This is a genomic window from Streptomyces sp. NPDC001514 (assembly GCF_053597075.1).
This window is the reverse complement of record NZ_JBSFHO010000025.1, coordinates 41,315-58,908: the sequence shown is the minus strand read 5'-3', so window position 1 is coordinate 58,908 and position 17,594 is coordinate 41,315. Positions and strand designations below refer to the sequence as shown.

At 71.9% G+C, this 17,594-nt stretch carries 14 protein-coding genes and 1 pseudogene; 4 read left to right on the top strand and 11 right to left on the bottom strand.

Going from position 1 to position 17,594, the window contains the following annotated elements; genetic code table 11:
* Positions 1–57: 57 nt before the first annotated feature.
* From ACWCXB_RS24590 to ACWCXB_RS24565, 6 genes are all read right to left on the bottom strand, one after another.
* Entirely contained in the window at positions 58–1,062 is a 1,005-nt protein-coding gene (locus tag ACWCXB_RS24590) for a sugar phosphate isomerase/epimerase family protein (protein ID WP_450725642.1), read from the bottom strand.
* A gap of 12 nt (positions 1,063–1,074) precedes the next feature.
* Positions 1,075–2,271, bottom strand: coding sequence for a Gfo/Idh/MocA family protein (locus ACWCXB_RS24585; protein WP_450725641.1), 1,197 nt, complete (start codon positions 2,269–2,271; stop codon positions 1,075–1,077).
* Between the two features lie 47 nt (positions 2,272–2,318).
* Positions 2,319–3,365 carry a substrate-binding domain-containing protein gene (locus tag ACWCXB_RS24580; protein ID WP_450725640.1) on the bottom strand — a complete coding sequence of 349 codons (1,047 nt, stop codon included), beginning with the start codon at positions 3,363–3,365 and terminating at the stop codon, positions 2,319–2,321.
* A 69-nt stretch (positions 3,366–3,434) separates the two neighbouring features.
* On the bottom strand, positions 3,435–4,466 hold the full coding sequence (locus ACWCXB_RS24575; protein ID WP_450725639.1) for an ABC transporter permease: 1,032 nt from the start codon (positions 4,464–4,466) through the stop codon (positions 3,435–3,437).
* Positions 4,463–5,998: a sugar ABC transporter ATP-binding protein gene (locus ACWCXB_RS24570; RefSeq protein ID WP_450725638.1), complete on the bottom strand. Its 1,536-nt coding sequence runs from the start codon at positions 5,996–5,998 to the stop codon at positions 4,463–4,465. The genes ACWCXB_RS24575 and ACWCXB_RS24570 overlap by 4 nt, the downstream gene beginning before the upstream one ends.
* A 100-nt stretch (positions 5,999–6,098) precedes the next feature.
* Positions 6,099–7,280 carry an ROK family protein gene (locus tag ACWCXB_RS24565; protein WP_450725637.1) on the bottom strand — a complete coding sequence of 394 codons (1,182 nt, stop codon included), beginning with the start codon at positions 7,278–7,280 and terminating at the stop codon, positions 6,099–6,101.
* A gap of 317 nt (positions 7,281–7,597) precedes the next feature.
* Here ACWCXB_RS24565 and ACWCXB_RS24560 point away from each other — a divergent pair, with 317 nt between their 5' ends.
* Positions 7,598–8,785 (top strand): low temperature requirement protein A, encoded by a 1,188-nt coding sequence (locus tag ACWCXB_RS24560; RefSeq protein WP_450725636.1) that lies wholly within the window; start codon positions 7,598–7,600, stop codon positions 8,783–8,785.
* Positions 8,786–8,862: 77 nt separating this feature from the next.
* Positions 8,863–9,702: an NAD(P)H-binding protein gene (locus ACWCXB_RS24555; RefSeq protein WP_450725635.1), complete on the top strand. Its 840-nt coding sequence runs from the start codon at positions 8,863–8,865 to the stop codon at positions 9,700–9,702.
* 36 nt (positions 9,703–9,738) lie between these two features.
* Here the strand turns inward: ACWCXB_RS24555 and ACWCXB_RS24550 are convergent, their stop codons facing one another.
* The 4 genes from ACWCXB_RS24550 to ACWCXB_RS24535 all read right to left on the bottom strand — a co-directional run bounded on the left by ACWCXB_RS24550 (position 9,739) and on the right by ACWCXB_RS24535 (position 14,750).
* Positions 9,739–12,345: a SpoIIE family protein phosphatase gene (locus ACWCXB_RS24550; RefSeq protein ID WP_450725634.1), complete on the bottom strand. Its 2,607-nt coding sequence runs from the start codon at positions 12,343–12,345 to the stop codon at positions 9,739–9,741.
* 220 nt (positions 12,346–12,565) lie between these two features.
* Positions 12,566–13,240 carry a GntR family transcriptional regulator gene (locus ACWCXB_RS24545; RefSeq protein WP_450725633.1) on the bottom strand — a complete coding sequence of 225 codons (675 nt, stop codon included), beginning with the start codon at positions 13,238–13,240 and terminating at the stop codon, positions 12,566–12,568.
* Between the two features lie 54 nt (positions 13,241–13,294).
* Positions 13,295–14,242: a beta-ketoacyl-ACP synthase III gene (locus ACWCXB_RS24540; protein ID WP_450725632.1), complete on the bottom strand. Its 948-nt coding sequence runs from the start codon at positions 14,240–14,242 to the stop codon at positions 13,295–13,297.
* Between the two features lie 130 nt (positions 14,243–14,372).
* Positions 14,373–14,750: a VOC family protein gene (locus ACWCXB_RS24535; RefSeq protein ID WP_450725631.1), complete on the bottom strand. Its 378-nt coding sequence runs from the start codon at positions 14,748–14,750 to the stop codon at positions 14,373–14,375.
* 114 nt (positions 14,751–14,864) lie between these two features.
* On the opposite strand from ACWCXB_RS24535, the pseudogene ACWCXB_RS24530 reads away from it, so the two are divergent.
* Both ACWCXB_RS24530 and fdhD read left to right on the top strand, forming a co-directional pair.
* A pseudogene (locus ACWCXB_RS24530) lies at positions 14,865–14,984 on the top strand (2Fe-2S iron-sulfur cluster-binding protein); the annotation flags it as partial.
* Positions 14,985–14,989: 5 nt separating this feature from the next.
* Positions 14,990–15,829 (top strand): formate dehydrogenase accessory sulfurtransferase FdhD, encoded by an 840-nt coding sequence (fdhD, locus tag ACWCXB_RS24525; protein ID WP_450725630.1) that lies wholly within the window; start codon positions 14,990–14,992, stop codon positions 15,827–15,829.
* A gap of 57 nt (positions 15,830–15,886) precedes the next feature.
* On the opposite strand, the gene ACWCXB_RS24520 is transcribed toward fdhD, so the two are convergent.
* A complete protein-coding gene (locus ACWCXB_RS24520; RefSeq protein WP_450725629.1) occupies positions 15,887–17,593 on the bottom strand; it encodes a PHP domain-containing protein in 1,707 nt (568 codons plus the stop codon).
* Position 17,594: the final 1 nt, after the last annotated feature.

Below are 17,594 nucleotides of genomic sequence, written 5' to 3'. Positions count from 1 at the left end.
GGCCGGACCGGCCCGGCGGCACGATCGCCACCACCGGGCCCGGCCTGCGCCGATGTTCTAGTCGTTGCCTCCGAAGGCCGCGTCGAACGACGCCGCGGGCGGATCGAAGTCGTAGCGCTTCAGCGTGGCAAGCGCTTCCGGAGCACCCGTCAGCCGGTCCATTCCCGCGTCCTCCCACTCGACCGAGACCGGACCGTCGTAGCCGATCGACCGCAGCATCCGGAACACGTCCTCCCACGGGACGTCCCCGTGTCCGGCCGACACGAAGTCCCAGCCGCGCCGCGGATCACCCCACGGAAGGTGCGAGCCCAGCCGCCCGTTGCGGCCGTCCAGCCGACGCCGGGCCTCCTTGCAGTCGACGTGGTAGATCCGGTCCCTGAAGTCGTAGAGGAAGCCCACGGGATCGAGGTCCTGCCAGACGAAGTGGCTCGGGTCGAAGTTCAGCCCGAAGGCCGGGCGCCGGTCCACCGCCTCGAGGGCGCGGTGCGTGGTCCAGTAGTCGTACGCGATCTCGCTCGGATGGACCTCGTGGGCGAAGCGCACTCCCTCGGCGTCGAAGACGTCCAGGACCGGGTTCCAGCGCTCGGCGAAGTCCTCGTAGCCGCGCTCGATCATGCGCTCCGGCACCGGCGGGAACATGGCGACCAGATGCCAGATCGACGAGCCGGTGAAGCCGATGACGGTACGGACCCCGAAGGCGGCCGCGGCGCGCGCGGTGTCGGCCAGCTCGCGCGCCGCCCGCTGCCGTACACCCTCGGGCTCGCCGTCGCCCCAGATCCGCGCGGGCACGATCGCCTTGTGCCGCTCGTCGATGGGATGGTCGCAGACGGCCTGCCCGACGAGATGGTTGGAGATCGCCCAGCACTTCAGCCCGTACTTGTCGAGCAGCGCCCGCCGCCCGTCCAGGTACGAGGGGTCGGCGAGCGCCTTGTCGACCTCGAAGTGGTCGCCCCAGCAGGCGAGTTCGAGGCCGTCGTAGCCGAAGTCGCGGGCGAGCCGGCAGACCTCCTCCAGCGGAAGGTCCGCCCACTGGCCGGTGAAGAGGGTGAAAGGACGTGGCACGGCGGGACCTCCTCAGACGGGGACGGTTGTGTAGACGGCGTTCTTCGCCGCGCTCTCCTCCACGGCCGCGAGCACGCGCTGCACCTGGAGCCCGTCGGCGAACGACGGCGCCGGGTCGGTGCCGTCGGCGATGGCGTGCACCAGGTCGCGCGCCTGGTGGGTGAAGGTGTGCTCGTAGCCGAGGGCGTGGCCGGGCGGCCACCAGGCCTCCAGATAGGGATGTTCGCTCTCCGTGACCAGGATCCGACGGAAGCCGGAGGAGCCCGCGGGTTCGGTGTGGTCGTGGAACGACAGCTCGTTGAGCCGCTCCAGGTCGAAGGCGAACGATCCCCGCTCCCCGTTGATCTCGAGCCGCAGGGCGTTCTTGCGGCCCGAGGCCATCCGGGTGGCCTCGAAGGAGGCGAGCGCCCCGGAGGCGAGCCGCCCGGTGAACAGGGCCGCGTCGTCGACGGTGACCGGCCCGCGCGCGAGGCCGCCGGACGCGGTCAGCCCGCTCGACGCCCCGGCGAGCAGCGGCCTCTCCCGTACGAAGGTCTCGGTGAGCGCCGAGACCCCCACCAGCAACTCCCCCGCCAGATACTGCGCCAGGTCGACGGCGTGCGCCCCCAGATCGCCGAGCGCCCCCGATCCCGCGTGTTCCCGCTCCAGGCGCCAGGTCAGCGGGAAGTCCGGATCGACGAGCCAGTCCTGCAGATAGGTGATCCGTACGTGGCGGAGTGCGCCGAGCCGGCCGTCGGCGATGAGCCGGCGGGCGTACGCAATCGCGGGCACCCGCCGGTAGTTGAAGCCGACCATCGCCACCTGACCGCGCGCCCGGGCGCGTTCGGCCGCCGCGACCATGGCCTCGGCCTCGGCGACCGAATTGGCCAACGGCTTCTCGCACAGGACGTGCTTGCCCGCCTCCAGCGCCGCGATCGTGATCTCCGCATGGCTGTCACCCGGGGTGCAGACGTCGACGAGCTGCACATCGTCGCGGGTGACGAGGGCGCGCCAGTCGGTCTCCGCCGCTGCCCAGCCGTGTCTGTCCGCCGCGGCCCGGACGGCGGCCGCGTCACGGCCGCCGATCGCGGCGAGGACCGGCCGCATCGGCAGGTCGAAGACCCGGCCCACGGTGCGCCACCCCTGGGAGTGGGCGGCGCCCATGAACGCGTATCCGACCATGCCGACTCCGAGTGTCGGCGGCGCGGCCTCACTGTCCCTCTGTTCCATCCGGGTTCCTCCTCGTCGGTTGCTCGGTGCCGGCGGGCCAGGGCCTGTCAGCTGAAGCCCGTAGGCAGGTACTCGTCGACGTTCTCCTTGGTGACGACGGCCGAGTAGAGGGTGATCGAGGCGGGGATCTCCAGCTCCGACAGACCGCCGACGCCCTTGCCCTGGCCCAGCGCCCGCGCCAGGTCGATGGCGGACGCGGCCATCGTCGGCGGGTAGAGGACCGTCGCCTTCAGCACGCCGCTGTCGGCCTTGATCGCGTCCATCGCCGACTTGGCGCCCGCGCCGCCGACCATCAGGAAGTCGTCACGGCCGGCCTGCTGGATGGCGCGCAGGGCGCCCACGCCCTGGTCGTCGTCGTGGTTCCACAGCGCGTCGAACTGCTTCTGCGCCTGGAGCAGCTGGGCCATCTTGGCCTGACCGGACTCGACGGTGAACTCGGCGGCCTGGCGGGCCACCTTCGTGATGTTCGGGTAGTTCTTGAGGGCGTCGTCGAAGCCCTGGGTGCGCTGCTTGGTGAGCTCCAGGTTGTCCATGCCGGCGAGCTCGATGACCTTGGCGTTCGGCTTGTCCTTGAGCTGCTCGCCGATGTAGCGGCCGGCGTTGAGGCCCATGCCGTAGTTGTCGCCGCCGATCCAGCAGCGGTACGCCTGCGGGGAGGCGAAGATGCGGTCCAGGTTGATCACCGGGATGCCGGCCTTCATGGCCTGCAGGCCGACCTGGGTGAGGGCCTTGCCGTCGGCCGGCAGGATCACCAGGACGTCGACCTTCTTGTTGATCAGGGTCTGGATCTGGCCGATCTGGGCGGCGGTGTCGTTCGAGCCCTCGGTGATCTCCAGGGTCACCTCGGAGTACTTCTCCGCACGCTTCTTGGCGTTCTCGTTGATGGCGTTGAGCCATCCGTGGTCGGCCTGGGGTCCGGCGAAGCCGATGGTGACGGGCTTGCCGGGCTTGTCGTCGGCGGCCGGGACGTTGTTCGTGGCCGTGTCCTGCTTCGTGGGCTCGTTGCTGGTGCAGGCGGTGAGGAGGGCGCCGGCGGAGACGGCTGCGGTGCCGAAGAGCAGTCCTCTGCGGCTGGTGGCCGGGATTTCTGGCATGGCGATGAGACCCTTCGGGATCGGGCGTGCGGGGGCGGGTGAGCTGGAGCGAGGGCCGTGACGGAGCGGTCAGGCCTCGCCGTTGCGCAAGGTGCTGCGCTGAACCAGTACGGCGGCCACGATGATCGCTCCCTTGGCGATCTGCTGGACGGCGCTCTCCAGGTTGTTGAGGGCGAAGATGTTGGTGATGGTGGTGAAGACGAGGACGCCGAGCACGGAGCCGACGATGGTGCCGCGGCCGCCGCTCAGCAGGGTTCCGCCGATGATCGCTGCGGCGATGGCGTCGAGTTCGTACAGATTGCCGTTGGTGTTCTGGCCGGAGCCCGACAGGATGATCAGCATGAAGGCCGCTATGCCGCAGCACAGCCCGGAGAGCAGATAGAGGTAGAGGCGCTGGCGGCGTACGTCGATACCGGCGAGGCGGGCGGCCTCCGCGTTGCCGCCGACGGCGACGGTGCGGCGCCCGAAGGTCGTACGGTTCAGCAGTAGCCAGCCGATGACGGTGACGGCGGCGAAGACCAGGACGAGTGGCGGCACGCCGAGGAGGTAGGAATCGGGGACGCCGAGGTCCAGGACCGACGTCACGCCGACGATCTGGGTCTTGCCGTCGGTGATCTGGAGGGCAAGTCCGCGGGCCGATGCGAGCATGGCGAGGGTCGCGATGAACGGCACCATCCCGCCGTACGCGATGAGCAGCCCGTTCACCAGCCCACAGCCGAGGCCGACGACGACCGCGGTGAAGAGGATGCCGGCGAAGCCGTACTCCTGGGTGGCGACGGTCGTCGCCCATACCGAGGCGAGGGCGACGATCGCGCCGACGGACAGATCGATCCCGCCGCTGGTGATGACGAAGGTCATACCGACGGTGACGACGCCGATGACGGATGCCTGGGTGAGCACCAGCTGGAGGTTGGCGGTGTCCAGGAACTGGTCGGGCTTGGTGAAGCCGCCCACGGCGACGAGTACGGCGAGGACTGCGAGGAGGGAGAGGTTGCGGACGTCGGCACGCAGTCCCACCGCCCGCCAACCGCCCTTGTCCGGGCTGGACTTGACCACGGGTGGCGGCGGTGCCTGCTGGGCCTCGAAGGCAGGCTGCGTCATGAGCTCGGGCTCCCTTCCATGACGAGGTCGAGTACGCGGTGCTCGTCGAGCTCCCCCGCGGGCGCCGTGTGCACGACGCGGCCCTCGCGGAGCACCAGCACCCGGTCGGCGAGACCGAGCACTTCGGGAACCTCGCTGGAGACGAGGAGGACGGCGAGCCCGTCGTCGGCGAGCCGGCGGATCACGGCGTACAGCTCGGCCCGGGCGCCGACGTCGACGCCGCGGGTGGGCTCGTCGAGCAGCAGGACACGGCAGCCGCGGAGCAGCCAGCGGGCGAGGACGGCCTTCTGCTGGTTGCCGCCCGAGAGGGTGCGGATGCGGGCGTCGGGGTTGTCGGGGCGCAGGGACAGCTCGCGGGTGGAGCGCCGGGCGGCCCGGCGTTCCTCTCCGCGGTCGAGCCAGCCGCCGCGCGAGAAGCGGGAGAGGGAGGAGACGGACACATTGCGGGTGACCGACTCGAGCATCAGCAGGGCCTGGGCCTTGCGCTCCTCGGGGGCGAGTCCGAGTCCGGCGCGGACCGCGGCGCGCACGCTGCCCGGTTTGACTGGGTGCCCGTCGACGGTGACCGTACCGGCGGTGGGCCTCCTGGCTCCGTAGATGGTCTCCAGGATCTCGGAGCGCCCGGAGCCGACGAGCCCGGCGAGTCCGATGATCTCGCCCGGGCGCAGTTCGAGGTCGACGGGCGCGAACTCGCCGTCCCGGGTGAGTCCTTCGACGCGCAGCACGGGGGCGCCGTCGGGAGCGGTGGCGGGCCGGTCGGGGAAGACGTACTCGACGTTGCGTCCGGTCATCATGGCAACGATGTCGCGCGTAGGGGTGTCCTTGGCGGGCAGTCCGCCGGCCACCGCCCGGCCGTCCTTCAGTACGGTGACGCGGTCGCCGATGCGGCGGATCTCCTCCAGGCGGTGGGAGATGTAGACGACGGCGACGCCGTCCGCCGTGAGGTCGGCGACGATGCGGAAGAGATTGGCCGTCTCGTCGGGGTCGAGCGCCGCGGAGGGCTCGTCCATCACGATGAGGCGTACGTCGTGGGAGAGGGCGCGGGCCATCGACACGATCTGCTGCTGAGCGGCGGACAGTTCGCCGACCGCGCGGCCGGGGTCGATCTCGGGGTGGCCCAGGCGGTGCAGGAGCGCGGCGGTGGCCTGGCGGGCGTCGCGGCCGCGGACGACGAATCCGGCGGTGGTGGGTTCATGGCCGAGGAAGACGTTCTCGGCGACGGACAGGCCTTCGACCAGGTCGAGTTCCTGGTAGATGGTGGCGATGCCGAGGCGCATGGCGGCGATGGGCGACTTCAGCGACACGGGCTCGCCGCGCCAGGTTATCTCTCCGTCGTCGGGCTGGTGGGCGCCGGCGAGCACCTTGATGAGGGTGGACTTTCCGGCGCCGTTCTGGCCGAGGAGGCAGTGCACTTCGCCGGCCTGGACGTCCAGGTCGACGCCGTCGAGGGCGCGGACGCCGGGGAACGACTTGGTGATGCCGGACATGGTGAGGAGCGGCGGTGCGGGTGGTGCCGGTGGTTCTGGTGCCATGACGAATCCCCTCGGCGGGTGCGGCCGGTGAGCGGGCAGGTGGTACCAGGTGCGCGGTGCGGGGGTGGTGCGGGCCGTTGGGTGGGCTCGACCCACCGGGTCAGGCCGGCGAGAACAGGTGGTCGCTGATGAGCCGGGCCGCGCCGATCACTCCGGCGGTGGGGCCCAGTTCGCCCAGCACGATGGGGAGATTGCCGGTGGCCAGCGGCAGTGACTGCCGGTAGACCTGGGTGCGGACGCTGGCGAGCAGGGTGTGGCCGAGCCCGGTGACGCCGCCGCCGATCACGACGAGCCCCGGGTTGAAGAAGCTGACGAGGCCGGCGATGACCTGGCCGACGCGGTTGCCGCCCTCGCGGATGAGGTCGAGCGCGGTGGCGTCCCCGGCCGCGGCCGCCGCGGCGACGTCGGCCGCGGTGAGCCTGCCGGCCGCCTCCAGTCGCGCGGCGAGTTCCGGCGACTGTCCCGTACGTGCCGCCTCGTCGGCGTCGCGCGCGAGTGCTGCGCCGCTGAAGTGGGCCTCCAGGCAGCCCCTGTTGCCGCAGGCGCAGGCGCGTCCGTCGGCCTCGACCTGGATGTGGCCGATGTCGCCGGCGCTCCCGGTCGTCCCCCGGTAGACATCGCCGCCCACGACGATGCCGCAGCCGATGCCCGTGCCGATCTTGACGCAGAGGAAGTCGCCGACGGAGCGTGCGACTCCGGCGTGCTGCTCCCCCATCGCCATCAGGTTCACATCGTTGTCGACCATGACGGGGCAGCCGAGTTCCTGGCTGAGCGCCTCGCGGACCGGGAAGCCGTCCCAGCCGGGCATGATGGGCGGTGCCACGGGGACGCCTTCGGGGAAGCGCACAGGCCCCGGCACACCGATCCCGGCGCCGTCGAAGCCCTCGGCGAGCCCGGACGCCTTGAGCTTGGCGGCCATCGCGAGTACTTGCTCGAAGACGGCGACCGGGCCCTCGCGGACGTCCATCGGATGGTTGAGGTGGCCGAGGACCTCCAGTTCGGCGTTGGTGACGGCGACGTCGACCGAGGTGGCACCGATGTCGACGCCGAGGAAGCGCAGATTGGGCGCGAGGCGGATGTTGTGCGACCGGCGTCCGCCTCGGGACGCGGCGAGCCCGTCCGCGACGACCAGTCCGGTCTCCAGCAGCCGGTCGACCTCGACGGCGAGCTTGGACCGCGAGAGGTCGACCTGATCACCCAGCTGGGCACGGGAGTTGGGCCCGCCGTCACGCAACAGCCGCAGCAGTCGCGCCTGGTGCGCATTGGCGGGTCGAGCCGTCATGCGTCTCACGTGCCCCTCCCCTCCCCCGGCCTTCGGCATGGGGAATCCCGCATGGCCTGTGCCGTCGGGCTTTCGAGGGGAAGTTAGCAGCGCCGTCCTCGGCTGGGAAGAAGTTGCGCAGGAATCCATGGCAACTTTCTCCACACCCAGGACAAAGGCGAATGGTGTCAGCCACTCGGGGCATCCGATCGCGTCAGTCGGCCGGGCCGACCGGGTCGACGGGGCCCCCGGGCCGACCGGGAGTGCCGCCGCGCCGGGGTCGCCCTGATCCCGGAATGTGATGGACAGTGGCGGCCCGGGCTGCTGTGGTGGCCCCCATGTCCGCACCCATCGGCGCCGAGGCGGTCCGGCGCGTCTCCACCCTCGAGCTGTTCTTCGACCTGGTCTTCGTCTTCACGGTCACCCAGTTGACGGTGCTGATCGCCGACGATCTGACGTTCGCGACGGCCGGCCGGGTCGTCCTGATCTTCACCGTGCTGTTCTGGATGTACGGCGGATACGCGTACCTCACCAACCAGGTGCCGCCCGACCGGCCGTCGCGCCGCATCCTGCTCATCCTGGGCATGGGCGCGTTCCTGATCTGCGCCCTGTCCATCCCACAGGCCTTCGACGACGGCGACGACAGCGGCGGGGTCGCCTTCGGCATCGGCTACCTGCTGGTCGTCCTGGTGCACGGCGCCCTCTACAGCCGCAGCCACGGCAGCCGTGTCGTCTGGTTCGTGCTGCCGAACGTGCTCTCGGCCCTCGCCGTGACGGCTGCCGGTTTCACCGAGGGACGCGCCAGGGACCTGCTGTGGCTGCTGGCACTCGTCCTGCAGTTCGCGACGCCGCCGCTGGTCCGCCGCGCTGCGCGGTCCGGGGAGGACGAGGGGCTGGGCAGCCGGATCGGCACGATGAGCCCCTCGCATCTCGTGGAGCGTCACGGGCTGCTGCTGATCGTCGCCTTCGGCGAGTCGATCATCGCGATCGGCATCGGCATCGGTGAGCTGCCGCTGACCTTCGGTCTGTTCGCCGGCGCGTTCCTCGCACTCGCGCTCACGGCGGCGCTGTGGTGGACCTATTTCGTACGGGACGAGGGCATCGCCGAGCAGGTGTTCGCCCGTACGCCTCCGCTGCGGCGGTTCAAGCTGGCCCTCAACGCGTACTACTACTCCTTTCTGCCGATGCTCATCGGGATCGCGTTCCTGGCGGCCGGGGTGAAGAAGTCGATCGGCCATCCGGGGGAGCAGTTGCCCGTCGGGCCCGCGCTGGCGCTGGCCGGAGGTGTGGCCCTGTTCCTGGCCGGCGACATCGCGTTCCGTGCGGTACTTGGCATAACTCCGGTGGTGTACCGGGCGGTCGCGGTCCTCGGCACGCTGGCGACGGCCCTGCTCGGCATGTGGCTGTCCGTCACGGCGCAACTCATCGCACTGGTCGTGGTGCTGGTTGCGATGCTGTCCGCCGAAGCACGATGGGCCGACCGCCCCTCGGCCGCCGCGGGCGCGGACGACGGTACGGGGACGTGAACGACGGTCTCCATGACGGCCTGAACGAGACCTGGACGACGACCTGAAGACGACCTGAACGACGAAGGGACCACCGCATGATTCTGGTGACGGGTGCCACGGGGAACGTCGGCTCCGAACTCGTGCGCGCACTGGCCGAAGCGGGTGCGCCGGTGCGGGCGTTCAGCCGCTCGGGTGCCACGGCCGAGCTGCCCAAGGGCGCCGAGGGAGTGTCGGGCGATCTGAACAGCGCGGAGTCGGTCGCCGCGGCGCTCACCGGCGTCCGGGCCGTCTTTCTGATGCCGGGCTACCAGCAGGCGCGCGAGTCGCTGGCCGCCATGCGCGAGGCGGGCATCGAGCGGGTCGTGATGCTCTCCGGCGGTTCGGTCGCGACCGGGGACATGTCGAACGCGGTGACCCGCTACATGACCGAGGCGGAGACGGCGGTCAGGGAGTCAGGGCTGCCGTGGACGTTCCTGCGGCCGTACTCGTTCATGTCGAACACCCTGGAGTGGGCGGAGGGTCTGCGCGCCGGGAACGACACGGTGCGGGCGCCGTTCGCCGGAGTGCCGGTCGCCACGATCGACCCGTACGACATCGCCGCCGTCGCCGCCGTTGCGCTGACCTCGTCCGGGCACGAGGGCAAGGCGTACGCGCTGTCGGGCCCCGAGGCGCTGCTGCCCGCCGACCGGGCGCGGATCCTGGGCGCCGCGCTCGGCCGCGAGCTGCGCTTCGTGGCCCTCTCCGACGAGGAGGCGCGCGTGGAGATGGAGGCCAGGATGCCGGTCGCGTACGTCGACGCCTTCTTCAGCTTCTACGTCGACGGGACGCTGGACGAGTCGCAGGTCCTGCCGACGGTCGGGGATCTGACGGGGTGGCCACCCCGCACCTTCGCCCAGTGGGCCGAGGCGCACGCCGACGCGTTCAGGGCGGTCTGAGCGGAACCGACAGGGGGCGGCGCGGCGCCGCTGTCCTCACGTGCCGCCCGGGCCGCCCAGCGTCCGTTCCGTCTCGCCGTCCGGCCAGCGGGCGGTGAGCAGCAGTGCGATGTCGTCGGGGCGGTCCGCGGCCTGGCGCGCCTCGCGGATGAGGCGGTCGGCGGCGTCGGTGAGGCTGGTCCCATAGGCCCGGGCCAGGGTGCCCCGCAGCCGCTCGACGCCGTAGTCGAGGTCCGTGCCGGGCCGTTCGATCAGCCCGTCGGTGTACAGGGCCAGCACCGCTCCTGGTTCGACGGTGAGTTCGCTGACGGGATACGTCTCCTCCGCGTCGACGCCCAGGACGATCCCGCCGGGCAGGTCGAGGACCTCGGTGCGGCCGTCGGGGCTGCGCAGCAGCGGCTGCGGATGCCCGGCGCGCACGGCCTGGGCGGCCCCGGTCTCCGGGTTCAGCCGGACGTAGCAGCAGGTGGCGAACTGGCCGGGGTCGAGGTCGATGAGCAGCCGGTTGGTTCCCCTCATCACCTCCTCGGGCTCGAGGCCGGCCAGCGCGAACGCCCGTACAGCACTGCGCAGTTGACCCATGGTGGCGGCGGCAGAGACGCCGTGGCCCTGAACGTCGCCGACGACGAGGGCGAGGCCGGGGCCGGTCTCGATGACGTCGTACCAGTCGCCGCCGACGTCCATGCCCTGTGTGCCGGGGAGATAGCGTGCGACGATCTCCACTTTCTCGGGCTCGGGCAGCCTGCGCGGCAGCAGGGCGTCCTGGAGGCCGCGGGCGAGCGCCGCCTCCGTGTCGTACCGCTGGGCGCGGGCGAGCGCCTGGGCGATGAGTCCGGCGAGCGCGGTGAGGACCGTGCGCTCCTCGGGGGCGAAGCCCCGTGGCTGGTCGAACCCGAGGATGCAGGTGCCGACCGGGCGGCCGGACGCGATGAGCGGCAGGAAGGCACGGGCGCCGATGGAGGCGTCCATCGGAATGCCGGGATACGCCACTGCGAGCTGGTCCATCGACTCGAAGAAGATCGGACGGCCGGTGGTGAGGGTCTCGACACCGGGCAGCCGGGCGTCGAGCCCGACTCCCTCGAAGGGTTCGAGGAAGCCCGGCGGGAAGCCGGTCTCCCAGGCCAGGTAGAGATGCCGCTCGTGCAGGACGTATATGGCGAGTTGGCGGCCGCCGAAGGCGGGCAGCAGTTCCTCGGTGACGACGGCCGACACCTGGCGCGCGGTGACGGCCTCGGTCAGGGCGATGGCCAGTGCGACCGGGCGGTACAGCGCGGAGGCCCGGTCGGCCGGGGAGGCGAACTGCCCGGTCCCGGCGCCGGGCCTGCTGACGGAACCGGGCTCGTAGCTGGGGTGTTCCAGGGCCGATACCTGTCCGGTCACGCCGCGGTGCCCGGGGTAGAGGGCCACGGAGATCCACTCGCCCGCAGAGCGGCGGGCCTGGAACCGGACGGGTTCGTCGGACAGCAGCGCCGCCCGGTAGTAGTCCCCGAAGGCGGGCCGGTCGAGCCAGGGCACGGCCTCCCACAGGACCCGCCCGGTCAGCTCGGCGCGGGTGCCGCCGAGCAGGGCCTGTGCGCTGCGGTTGACGTAGGTGATCCGTCCGGATCTGTCGAGGGCGAAGAGGCCGTCGGGCAACCGGTCGCCGGCCTCGCCCGCGGCCGCCGCGGCGCCGAGCTCGACGAGGCAGCCGGTCAGCCGGTGCCCGTCGTCGGCGCGGGACTCGCCGTCCCCTTTGGTGTCAGCGCCTTGGATGTCGTCGCCGGCTTCGGCGGGCAGGCGCACGGGCCGCGCCGTGAACTCCACGAGCGATGCCGTGCCGTCGGGGCGCAGCAGGCGCATCCTGCGGCTCACCGCCCTGCTGTCGGGGTTGGCCTCGTGGGCGACGGTCCACAGCTGGTACACGTCGTCGGGGGCCATGGTCGCGGCCAGTGCGTCGATGGTGCCGGGGAAACGCGCCGGGTCGGTGCCGAGGATCTCGCACAGCTCGGTGTCCGCCGTCAGGGTGCCGCTGCTGACGTCCCAGTCGAAGTGGCCGATGCGGACCGGGGGCCGGGTGATCTCCGGGGCCTGGGTGACGATCGGTTCGTCGCGCCACTCGACGTGCGCGCCGTCCGCTTCGAGCCGGGCGAGGGTGCTGCCGAGCCGCCGGGCGGATGCGTCCAGCCGGTCGATGTCGGACTGGGCGACCTGGCGGCCGGGCGTGGCGGGGCGGAGGACCACCATGACCCCGAACCGCTCGCGCCCGCTGGTGACGGGCGCGTACATCGATCCGAACGGGAACGGGAGACCGGCCATGAGCTGCGGGAAGCGGCGCATGGCCTCCTCGGTGTCGGCGAGGTTGATGCTCTGGCCCGAGCGGAAGGCCTCGGCGACGGGGAAAGGGCGGTTCACATGCATACGCCACCACGGGCGGAACAGCTCTCCCGGCAGCCCCACGAGCACGCCGAGGCGCAGGAGGCCCTGTGTCTCCGAGCGCAGGTACACCCCACCGGCGTGGCCGCCGACCGCGCCGATCGCCTTGACCGCGGCCTCGGCGAGCGCCTGGCCGAGCTCGTCCGAGCCAGGAACAGCGCTGGTGCCCGTCCCGCGCTTCGGCCCGCTGCGCCGGGATGGGCCGGGCCTGGCCGCGCCGTACCAGGTCACATAGCAAGGATGCGCCCGGATCGACCCGCCCCGCACCTGCGGGCGCGGGAAGGCCGCGCGCGGGCTGCGGTGTGCGGACCTGCCGCGCCCGGACCCCGCGGTGGGCCGCGGTGTCCGTCCTCGAGCGCCGGACGGGCTCGAAGTGCACCCCGTACCGGCAAGTCGGCCCGCCTGTCCGTCCTCGAACGCCGGACGGGCGGGAAGTACGGCCGCGTCCGGGTCAGGACTCGCGCTGGTGGTACGTGCGGCGCGTGTGTTCCGTGTGCGCGCGCATGACCTCCGTCGCGCGCTGTTCGTCGCGCGCCGAGATCGCCGCGATCAGGTCCCGGTGCTCGATCCAGGACTGCTTCCCGCGCTGCCGGGCGACCGGCGTGTAGTACCAGCGGACGCGGCGGTCCACCTGCCCCGCCAGCTCGGCGAGGACGACATTGCCGGCGAGCTCCATCACCTTGGCGTGGAACGCGGCGTTGGTCGCGACAGCCACATCCACGTCGTCGTCCGCGACGGCCTGCTCGCCCTTCGCGCAGAGCTCCTCGAGCGCCGCGATGCCCGCCGGGTCGGAGCCGGCCGCGGCCAGCCGGGCGGCCTCGGCCTCCAGGAGCGTACGGACCGAGAGCAGCTGGTCGGCCTCCTCGTCGGTCGGCTCATGCACGAATGCACCCTGCGCCGGGCGCAGATCGACCCAGCCCTCGGTGTTGAGACGCTGGAGCGCCTCACGGACGGGCTGGCGCGACACACCGAGGTGGCCTGCGAGTTCGCTCTCGACCAAGTGCTGGCCGGGGCGCAGCGCCCGGGTGGTGATGAGTTCGAGCAGCGCCTCGTACACGCGCTCGCGCAGCGGGCCCGGGCGTTCCAGCCTGGGCACGGCTCCTTGCGGCAGTCCTGCGGACAACATCGCGTCCCCTCCGTGCGATTGGCTATCGTCTGCAGTCTACCGAGTTCAATCCGGTCACGGACAGTGCACGACCTGCCCCGCATACGAAAGATTGCCGCCGAAGCCGAAGAGCAGCGCCGGTGCACCCGACGCCACCTCGCCGCGCTCCACCAGCTTGGACAGGGCCATCGGGATCGAGGCGGCCGAGGTGTTGCCGGACTCGACGACATCGCGGGCGACGACCGCGTTCACCGCGCCGATCCGCTGGGCGATGGGCTCGATGATCCGCAGGTTCGCCTGGTGCAGGACGACGGCGGCGAGGTCCTCGGGCGCGACCCCGGCCCGCTCGCACACGGTTCGGGCGATCGGCGGGAGCTGCGTGGTGGCCCAGCGGTAGACGGTCTGCCCCTCCTGCGCAAAGCGGGGCGGCGTCCCCTCGATCCGTACCGCGTGCCCCATCTCCGGGACCGAACCCCACAGCACCGGCCCGATGCCCGGCTCCGCGTCCCCCTCGCACGCCTCGACCACCGCGGCGCCCGCGCCGTCGCCGACGAGGACGCAGGTGGTGCGGTCGGTCCAGTCGGTGACGTCGGACATCTTGTCGGCGCCGATGACCAGGGCGCGGGCGGCGGACCCGGCCCTTACGGCGTGGTCGGCGGTGGCGAGGGCGTGGGTGAAGCCGGCGCAGACGACGTTGAGGTCCATGGTCGCGGGCGAGGACATGCCGAGCCGGGCCGCGACGCGTGCCGCCGTGTTCGGGGAGCGATCGGTCGCGGTGGAGGTGGCGACCAGGACCAGGTCGATGTCGGCGGGCGCGAGACCGGCCGAGGCCAGCGCCTTCGCTGCGGCGTGGGCGGCCAGTTCGTCCACCGGCTCGTCGGGACCGGCCACATGGCGGGTTCTGATCCCGACCCGGCTGGTGATCCACTCGTCACTGGTGTCGACCAGGGCCGCCAGGTCGTCGTTGGTGAGCACCTTGGCGGGCTGGTAGTGCCCGAGCGCGGCGATACGCGTGCCGGTCATGCCCAGGGACCCCCTTTGCTGTCGACGTCAGGAGCCTTCCAGTCTCGTCAGCGACTCATGGGTACGAGGGCAGGTAAACCAACAGGAATCACCCCGCGCTCTTGGAGACTCCGTCAGCCTCGGAGGCTCCTCACCCGGCCATGTCGCCCGGCGGCGGCTGGTGGACCCCGAAGAGCGAGCCCTGGTCGTCGCGGCAGAAGCGGAAGCGCCCGAAGCGGGCAACGGTGTCCGCGTCCTCGTCGTCCCCGCCGGGGCCGGGCTCGACCGTGCCGCCGAGCGCCACCACGCGGGCGAGTGCGATGTCGAGGTCGTCGACCTTGAAGAAGAGGTACGGGCTCGCCTCGGCGTCGGCGCCGTGGACACCGCCCGGGACGTTCGGCGTACGGATCGAGTAGCCGGTGCCCGGCGGGACGGCCTCGAACGTCCAGCCGAAGAGCCCGCCGTAGAACGCGCGGGCCTTCTCCGGGTCGTCCACGCCCAGTTCGAAGAAGGAGATCTCCCCGGCCATCGCTGACTCCTGTCCGGTCGGCGGAGCTGTCGTTCTCCACGCTGCCACACACCTTGTCGGCAGCAAATCCATACTGTAGACAATACATCGTCTACAGACGCACAGGGGCAGCGGGTCCACGTGCAGCACAATGAGATCGTCAAAGTCACCTCGCCGCACGACATCCCGGTGACCCACGGCAACCTCCGCATCAAGGGCCGCTTCGGCTTCCAACACGTACAGAATCGGGACTGAACACCATGGGACGGGTCACCGAGCGCCGCCGCACCATACGGATCAGGGGCGGGGTCGTGTCCGCCCGGCCGGACACCCTGGTGGCCGAGGAGCCGCTGGAGATCCGGCTGAACGGCCGCCCGCTGGCGATCACCATGCGCACGCCCGGCGACGACTTCGCGCTCGCGGCGGGCTTCCTGGTCAGCGAGGGCGTGATCGGCTCGGCGGCGGACGTGCGGTCCATCGTGTACTGCGCCGGTGCGAAGGACGACGGCTCGAACACGTACAACGTCGTCGATGTGCAGCTCGCGCCCGGTGTGCCCGTCCCGGACATCACGCTCGAACGCAATGTCTACACGACGTCGTCGTGCGGACTGTGCGGCAAGGCGAGCCTCGACGCCGTGCGCACGACCACCCGCTTCCCGATCGCCGACAATCCCCCGGTCCGGGTCGAGCCCGGGCTGCTGTCCGGCCTCCCCGACCGGCTGCGGGCGGCGCAGCGGGTCTTCGACCGGACCGGAGGGCTGCATGCCGCCGCGCTGTTCTCGGAGGACGGGGAACTGCTCGACATCCGCGAGGACGTGGGGCGGCACAACGCCGTCGACAAGCTGGTCGGCCGGGCGCTGCGCGAGGATCTGCTGCCCCTGTCGCGGGCGATCCTGCTGGTGTCGGGCAGGGCGTCGTTCGAGCTGGCTCAGAAAGCGGTGATGGCCGGGATACCCGTGCTGGCGGCCGTGTCCGCCCCGTCGTCGCTGGCCGTGGACCTGGCGGCGGAGACCGGTCTGACGCTGGTCGGGTTCCTGCGCGGTCCCGACATGAACGTGTACGCGGGCGAGGAACGCATCGCCCTGCATACGGGGGTGTGACGGGCCCGGCCGGCGGGGAGCGCCCCCTGCGCCGGCCGGGTCCTTTTCCCGTGCTTGCTATCCGGTGACGTCGATGAACACCGGGTTCGTGTAGCACCAGGTGTCCACCCACGGATCGCCGTTGCCGGGCTCGTGCGCGACCGGCCCGTGCGGGTCGACACCCGCGCCGAGCAGGCCGGGGCCGTTCCGCCGGCCGTCGCTGCCGCGGAGCCGTACGTAGCAGGACTCCTCGACGCGGCCGAGCGGGATCCGCAGGGTGTAGCGGCCGCGGCGGCCGGAGACGTCGGCGGTGTGCACGACCCTGGTGTCGGGGGCGCGCCAGGCGTCGCGGTCAGCGGCCGGGCCGCGCACGGCGCCCCGGATGACGTCGAGATGCGCGAGAGCGGGCACGTCGCCGCGGCCGCCCGGGCGGGACGCGGTGGTGACGGTGACGGTCAGCGTCACCTGCTCACCGCGGCGCACCCGCAGCCGGCCGCCGAGCGTGACGCCGCGGCCGGTCCCGTACGGGCGGTGGACGCGTACGTCGATGCCGTCGACGAGGTGACCGTGGTCGACCCAGACGCGGCCCGCGCGGAGTCCGGCCATGACCTGGCGGTAGCCGTAGCGGGGCACGCCGACGTGCGTACGGCTGAACTGGCCGGGCCACAGGTCGCTGCCGGGCTGCGGTTCGCCGGTGTCGACGGGGTCGGGGAGGCGGCCGGTGTTGTCGAAGCTCTGGCCCGGCAGCCAATCACCGTTGCGCCAGGTGTCGAACACGACCCGGTGCACGTCCGAGTTGGACGTGATCGAGAAGAGCTTGCCCTCGGCGAGCATCGCGTCCCAGAGACCGCCGACGGTCGCGGTGGCCCAGTCGAAGCCGCCGTAGGTCACATAGGCCTCGCGCGGGTAGCCGGGGAAGGAGTTCGCGGACGGGGCGTTCTCGTACTCGCCGCGGATGCTGCGCGCGCCGCGCCCGGGGTGCGCCGCGCCCTGGGCGCCGGGCGCGCCCTCCATGCCGATCATGATGCCGGGCGCTGCGTCCCGCCAGGCGCGCAGCTCGTGCGGGGAGTCGATGCCCAGGCGCAGCGGGTGGTTGGCGAGGACGAGGACGTCGTCGACGTACCCGCTGCGGCGCTGCCGGTCGAGCCATTGGAGGGCCTTGACGGCGTGGGCCTCGTTGCGGGCGGTGTCGGGGTGGTCCGGGGCGCCCGCGGTGTAGCCCAGCAGTTTGCCGTCGTACTCCTGCTCGAAGCGGGTGAGCAGGTCGACCTCGTGGCGGCCGGGGGCGGAGAAGACGGTCGCGTGCTCGGCGCCGGGGATGTACCACTCCAGGCCCTGGAAGATGAGCATGCGACGGTTCTCGGCGCGGGCCCTGAGAATCTCCCGGTGCTCTGCCTCGGCGCCGCCGGCCTGGTGGTGGCCGATGTTGCTGTGCTCGGTGAGGACCATCCAGTCCAGGCCGTAGCGGGAGGCGGCGGTGGCGAGCTGGGAGAACGTGTACTTGGCGTCATGGCTGTAGACCGAGTGCACGTGGTGGTCGCCAACAAGGTAGACGAGGTGCGGGTCGTCACCGCCTCCGGACGGGACGTGAGCCTCGGCCGGCGCGTGGGCCTCGGCCGGGGCCGGCGCCAGCGCGGACGCGCCGGCGTAGGCCGCGCCCGCGAAGGCGGCGCCGTACAGGCCTGCGCGGCGCAGGAGGCCGCGGCGGCTGAGGCCCTGCGGATCGAGCGCTTCGGCGGGGACCTCGGGGTCGGCCCAGCGCGGCAGCGGTTGGGGTCTGTGCACG

What these genes read in the sequence shown, in the direction of transcription:
- ACWCXB_RS24580 (WP_450725640.1), bottom strand. Translation starts at nt 3,365, where the DNA reads ATGCCAGAAATCCCGGCCACCAGCCGCAGAGGACTGCTCTTCGGCACC.
- ACWCXB_RS24560 (WP_450725636.1), top strand. Translation starts at nt 7,598, where the DNA reads ATGTCCGCACCCATCGGCGCCGAGGCGGTCCGGCGCGTCTCCACCCTC.
- ACWCXB_RS24565 (WP_450725637.1), bottom strand. Translation starts at nt 7,280, where the DNA reads ATGACGGCTCGACCCGCCAATGCGCACCAGGCGCGACTGCTGCGGCTG.
- ACWCXB_RS24555 (WP_450725635.1), top strand. Translation starts at nt 8,863, where the DNA reads ATGATTCTGGTGACGGGTGCCACGGGGAACGTCGGCTCCGAACTCGTG.
- ACWCXB_RS24585 (WP_450725641.1), bottom strand. Translation starts at nt 2,271, where the DNA reads ATGGAACAGAGGGACAGTGAGGCCGCGCCGCCGACACTCGGAGTCGGC.
- ACWCXB_RS24545 (WP_450725633.1), bottom strand. Translation starts at nt 13,240, where the DNA reads ATGTTGTCCGCAGGACTGCCGCAAGGAGCCGTGCCCAGGCTGGAACGC.
- fdhD (WP_450725630.1), top strand. Translation starts at nt 14,990, where the DNA reads ATGGGACGGGTCACCGAGCGCCGCCGCACCATACGGATCAGGGGCGGG.
- ACWCXB_RS24535 (WP_450725631.1), bottom strand. Translation starts at nt 14,750, where the DNA reads ATGGCCGGGGAGATCTCCTTCTTCGAACTGGGCGTGGACGACCCGGAG.
- ACWCXB_RS24575 (WP_450725639.1), bottom strand. Translation starts at nt 4,466, where the DNA reads ATGACGCAGCCTGCCTTCGAGGCCCAGCAGGCACCGCCGCCACCCGTG.
- ACWCXB_RS24570 (WP_450725638.1), bottom strand. Translation starts at nt 5,998, where the DNA reads ATGGCACCAGAACCACCGGCACCACCCGCACCGCCGCTCCTCACCATG.
- ACWCXB_RS24540 (WP_450725632.1), bottom strand. Translation starts at nt 14,242, where the DNA reads ATGACCGGCACGCGTATCGCCGCGCTCGGGCACTACCAGCCCGCCAAG.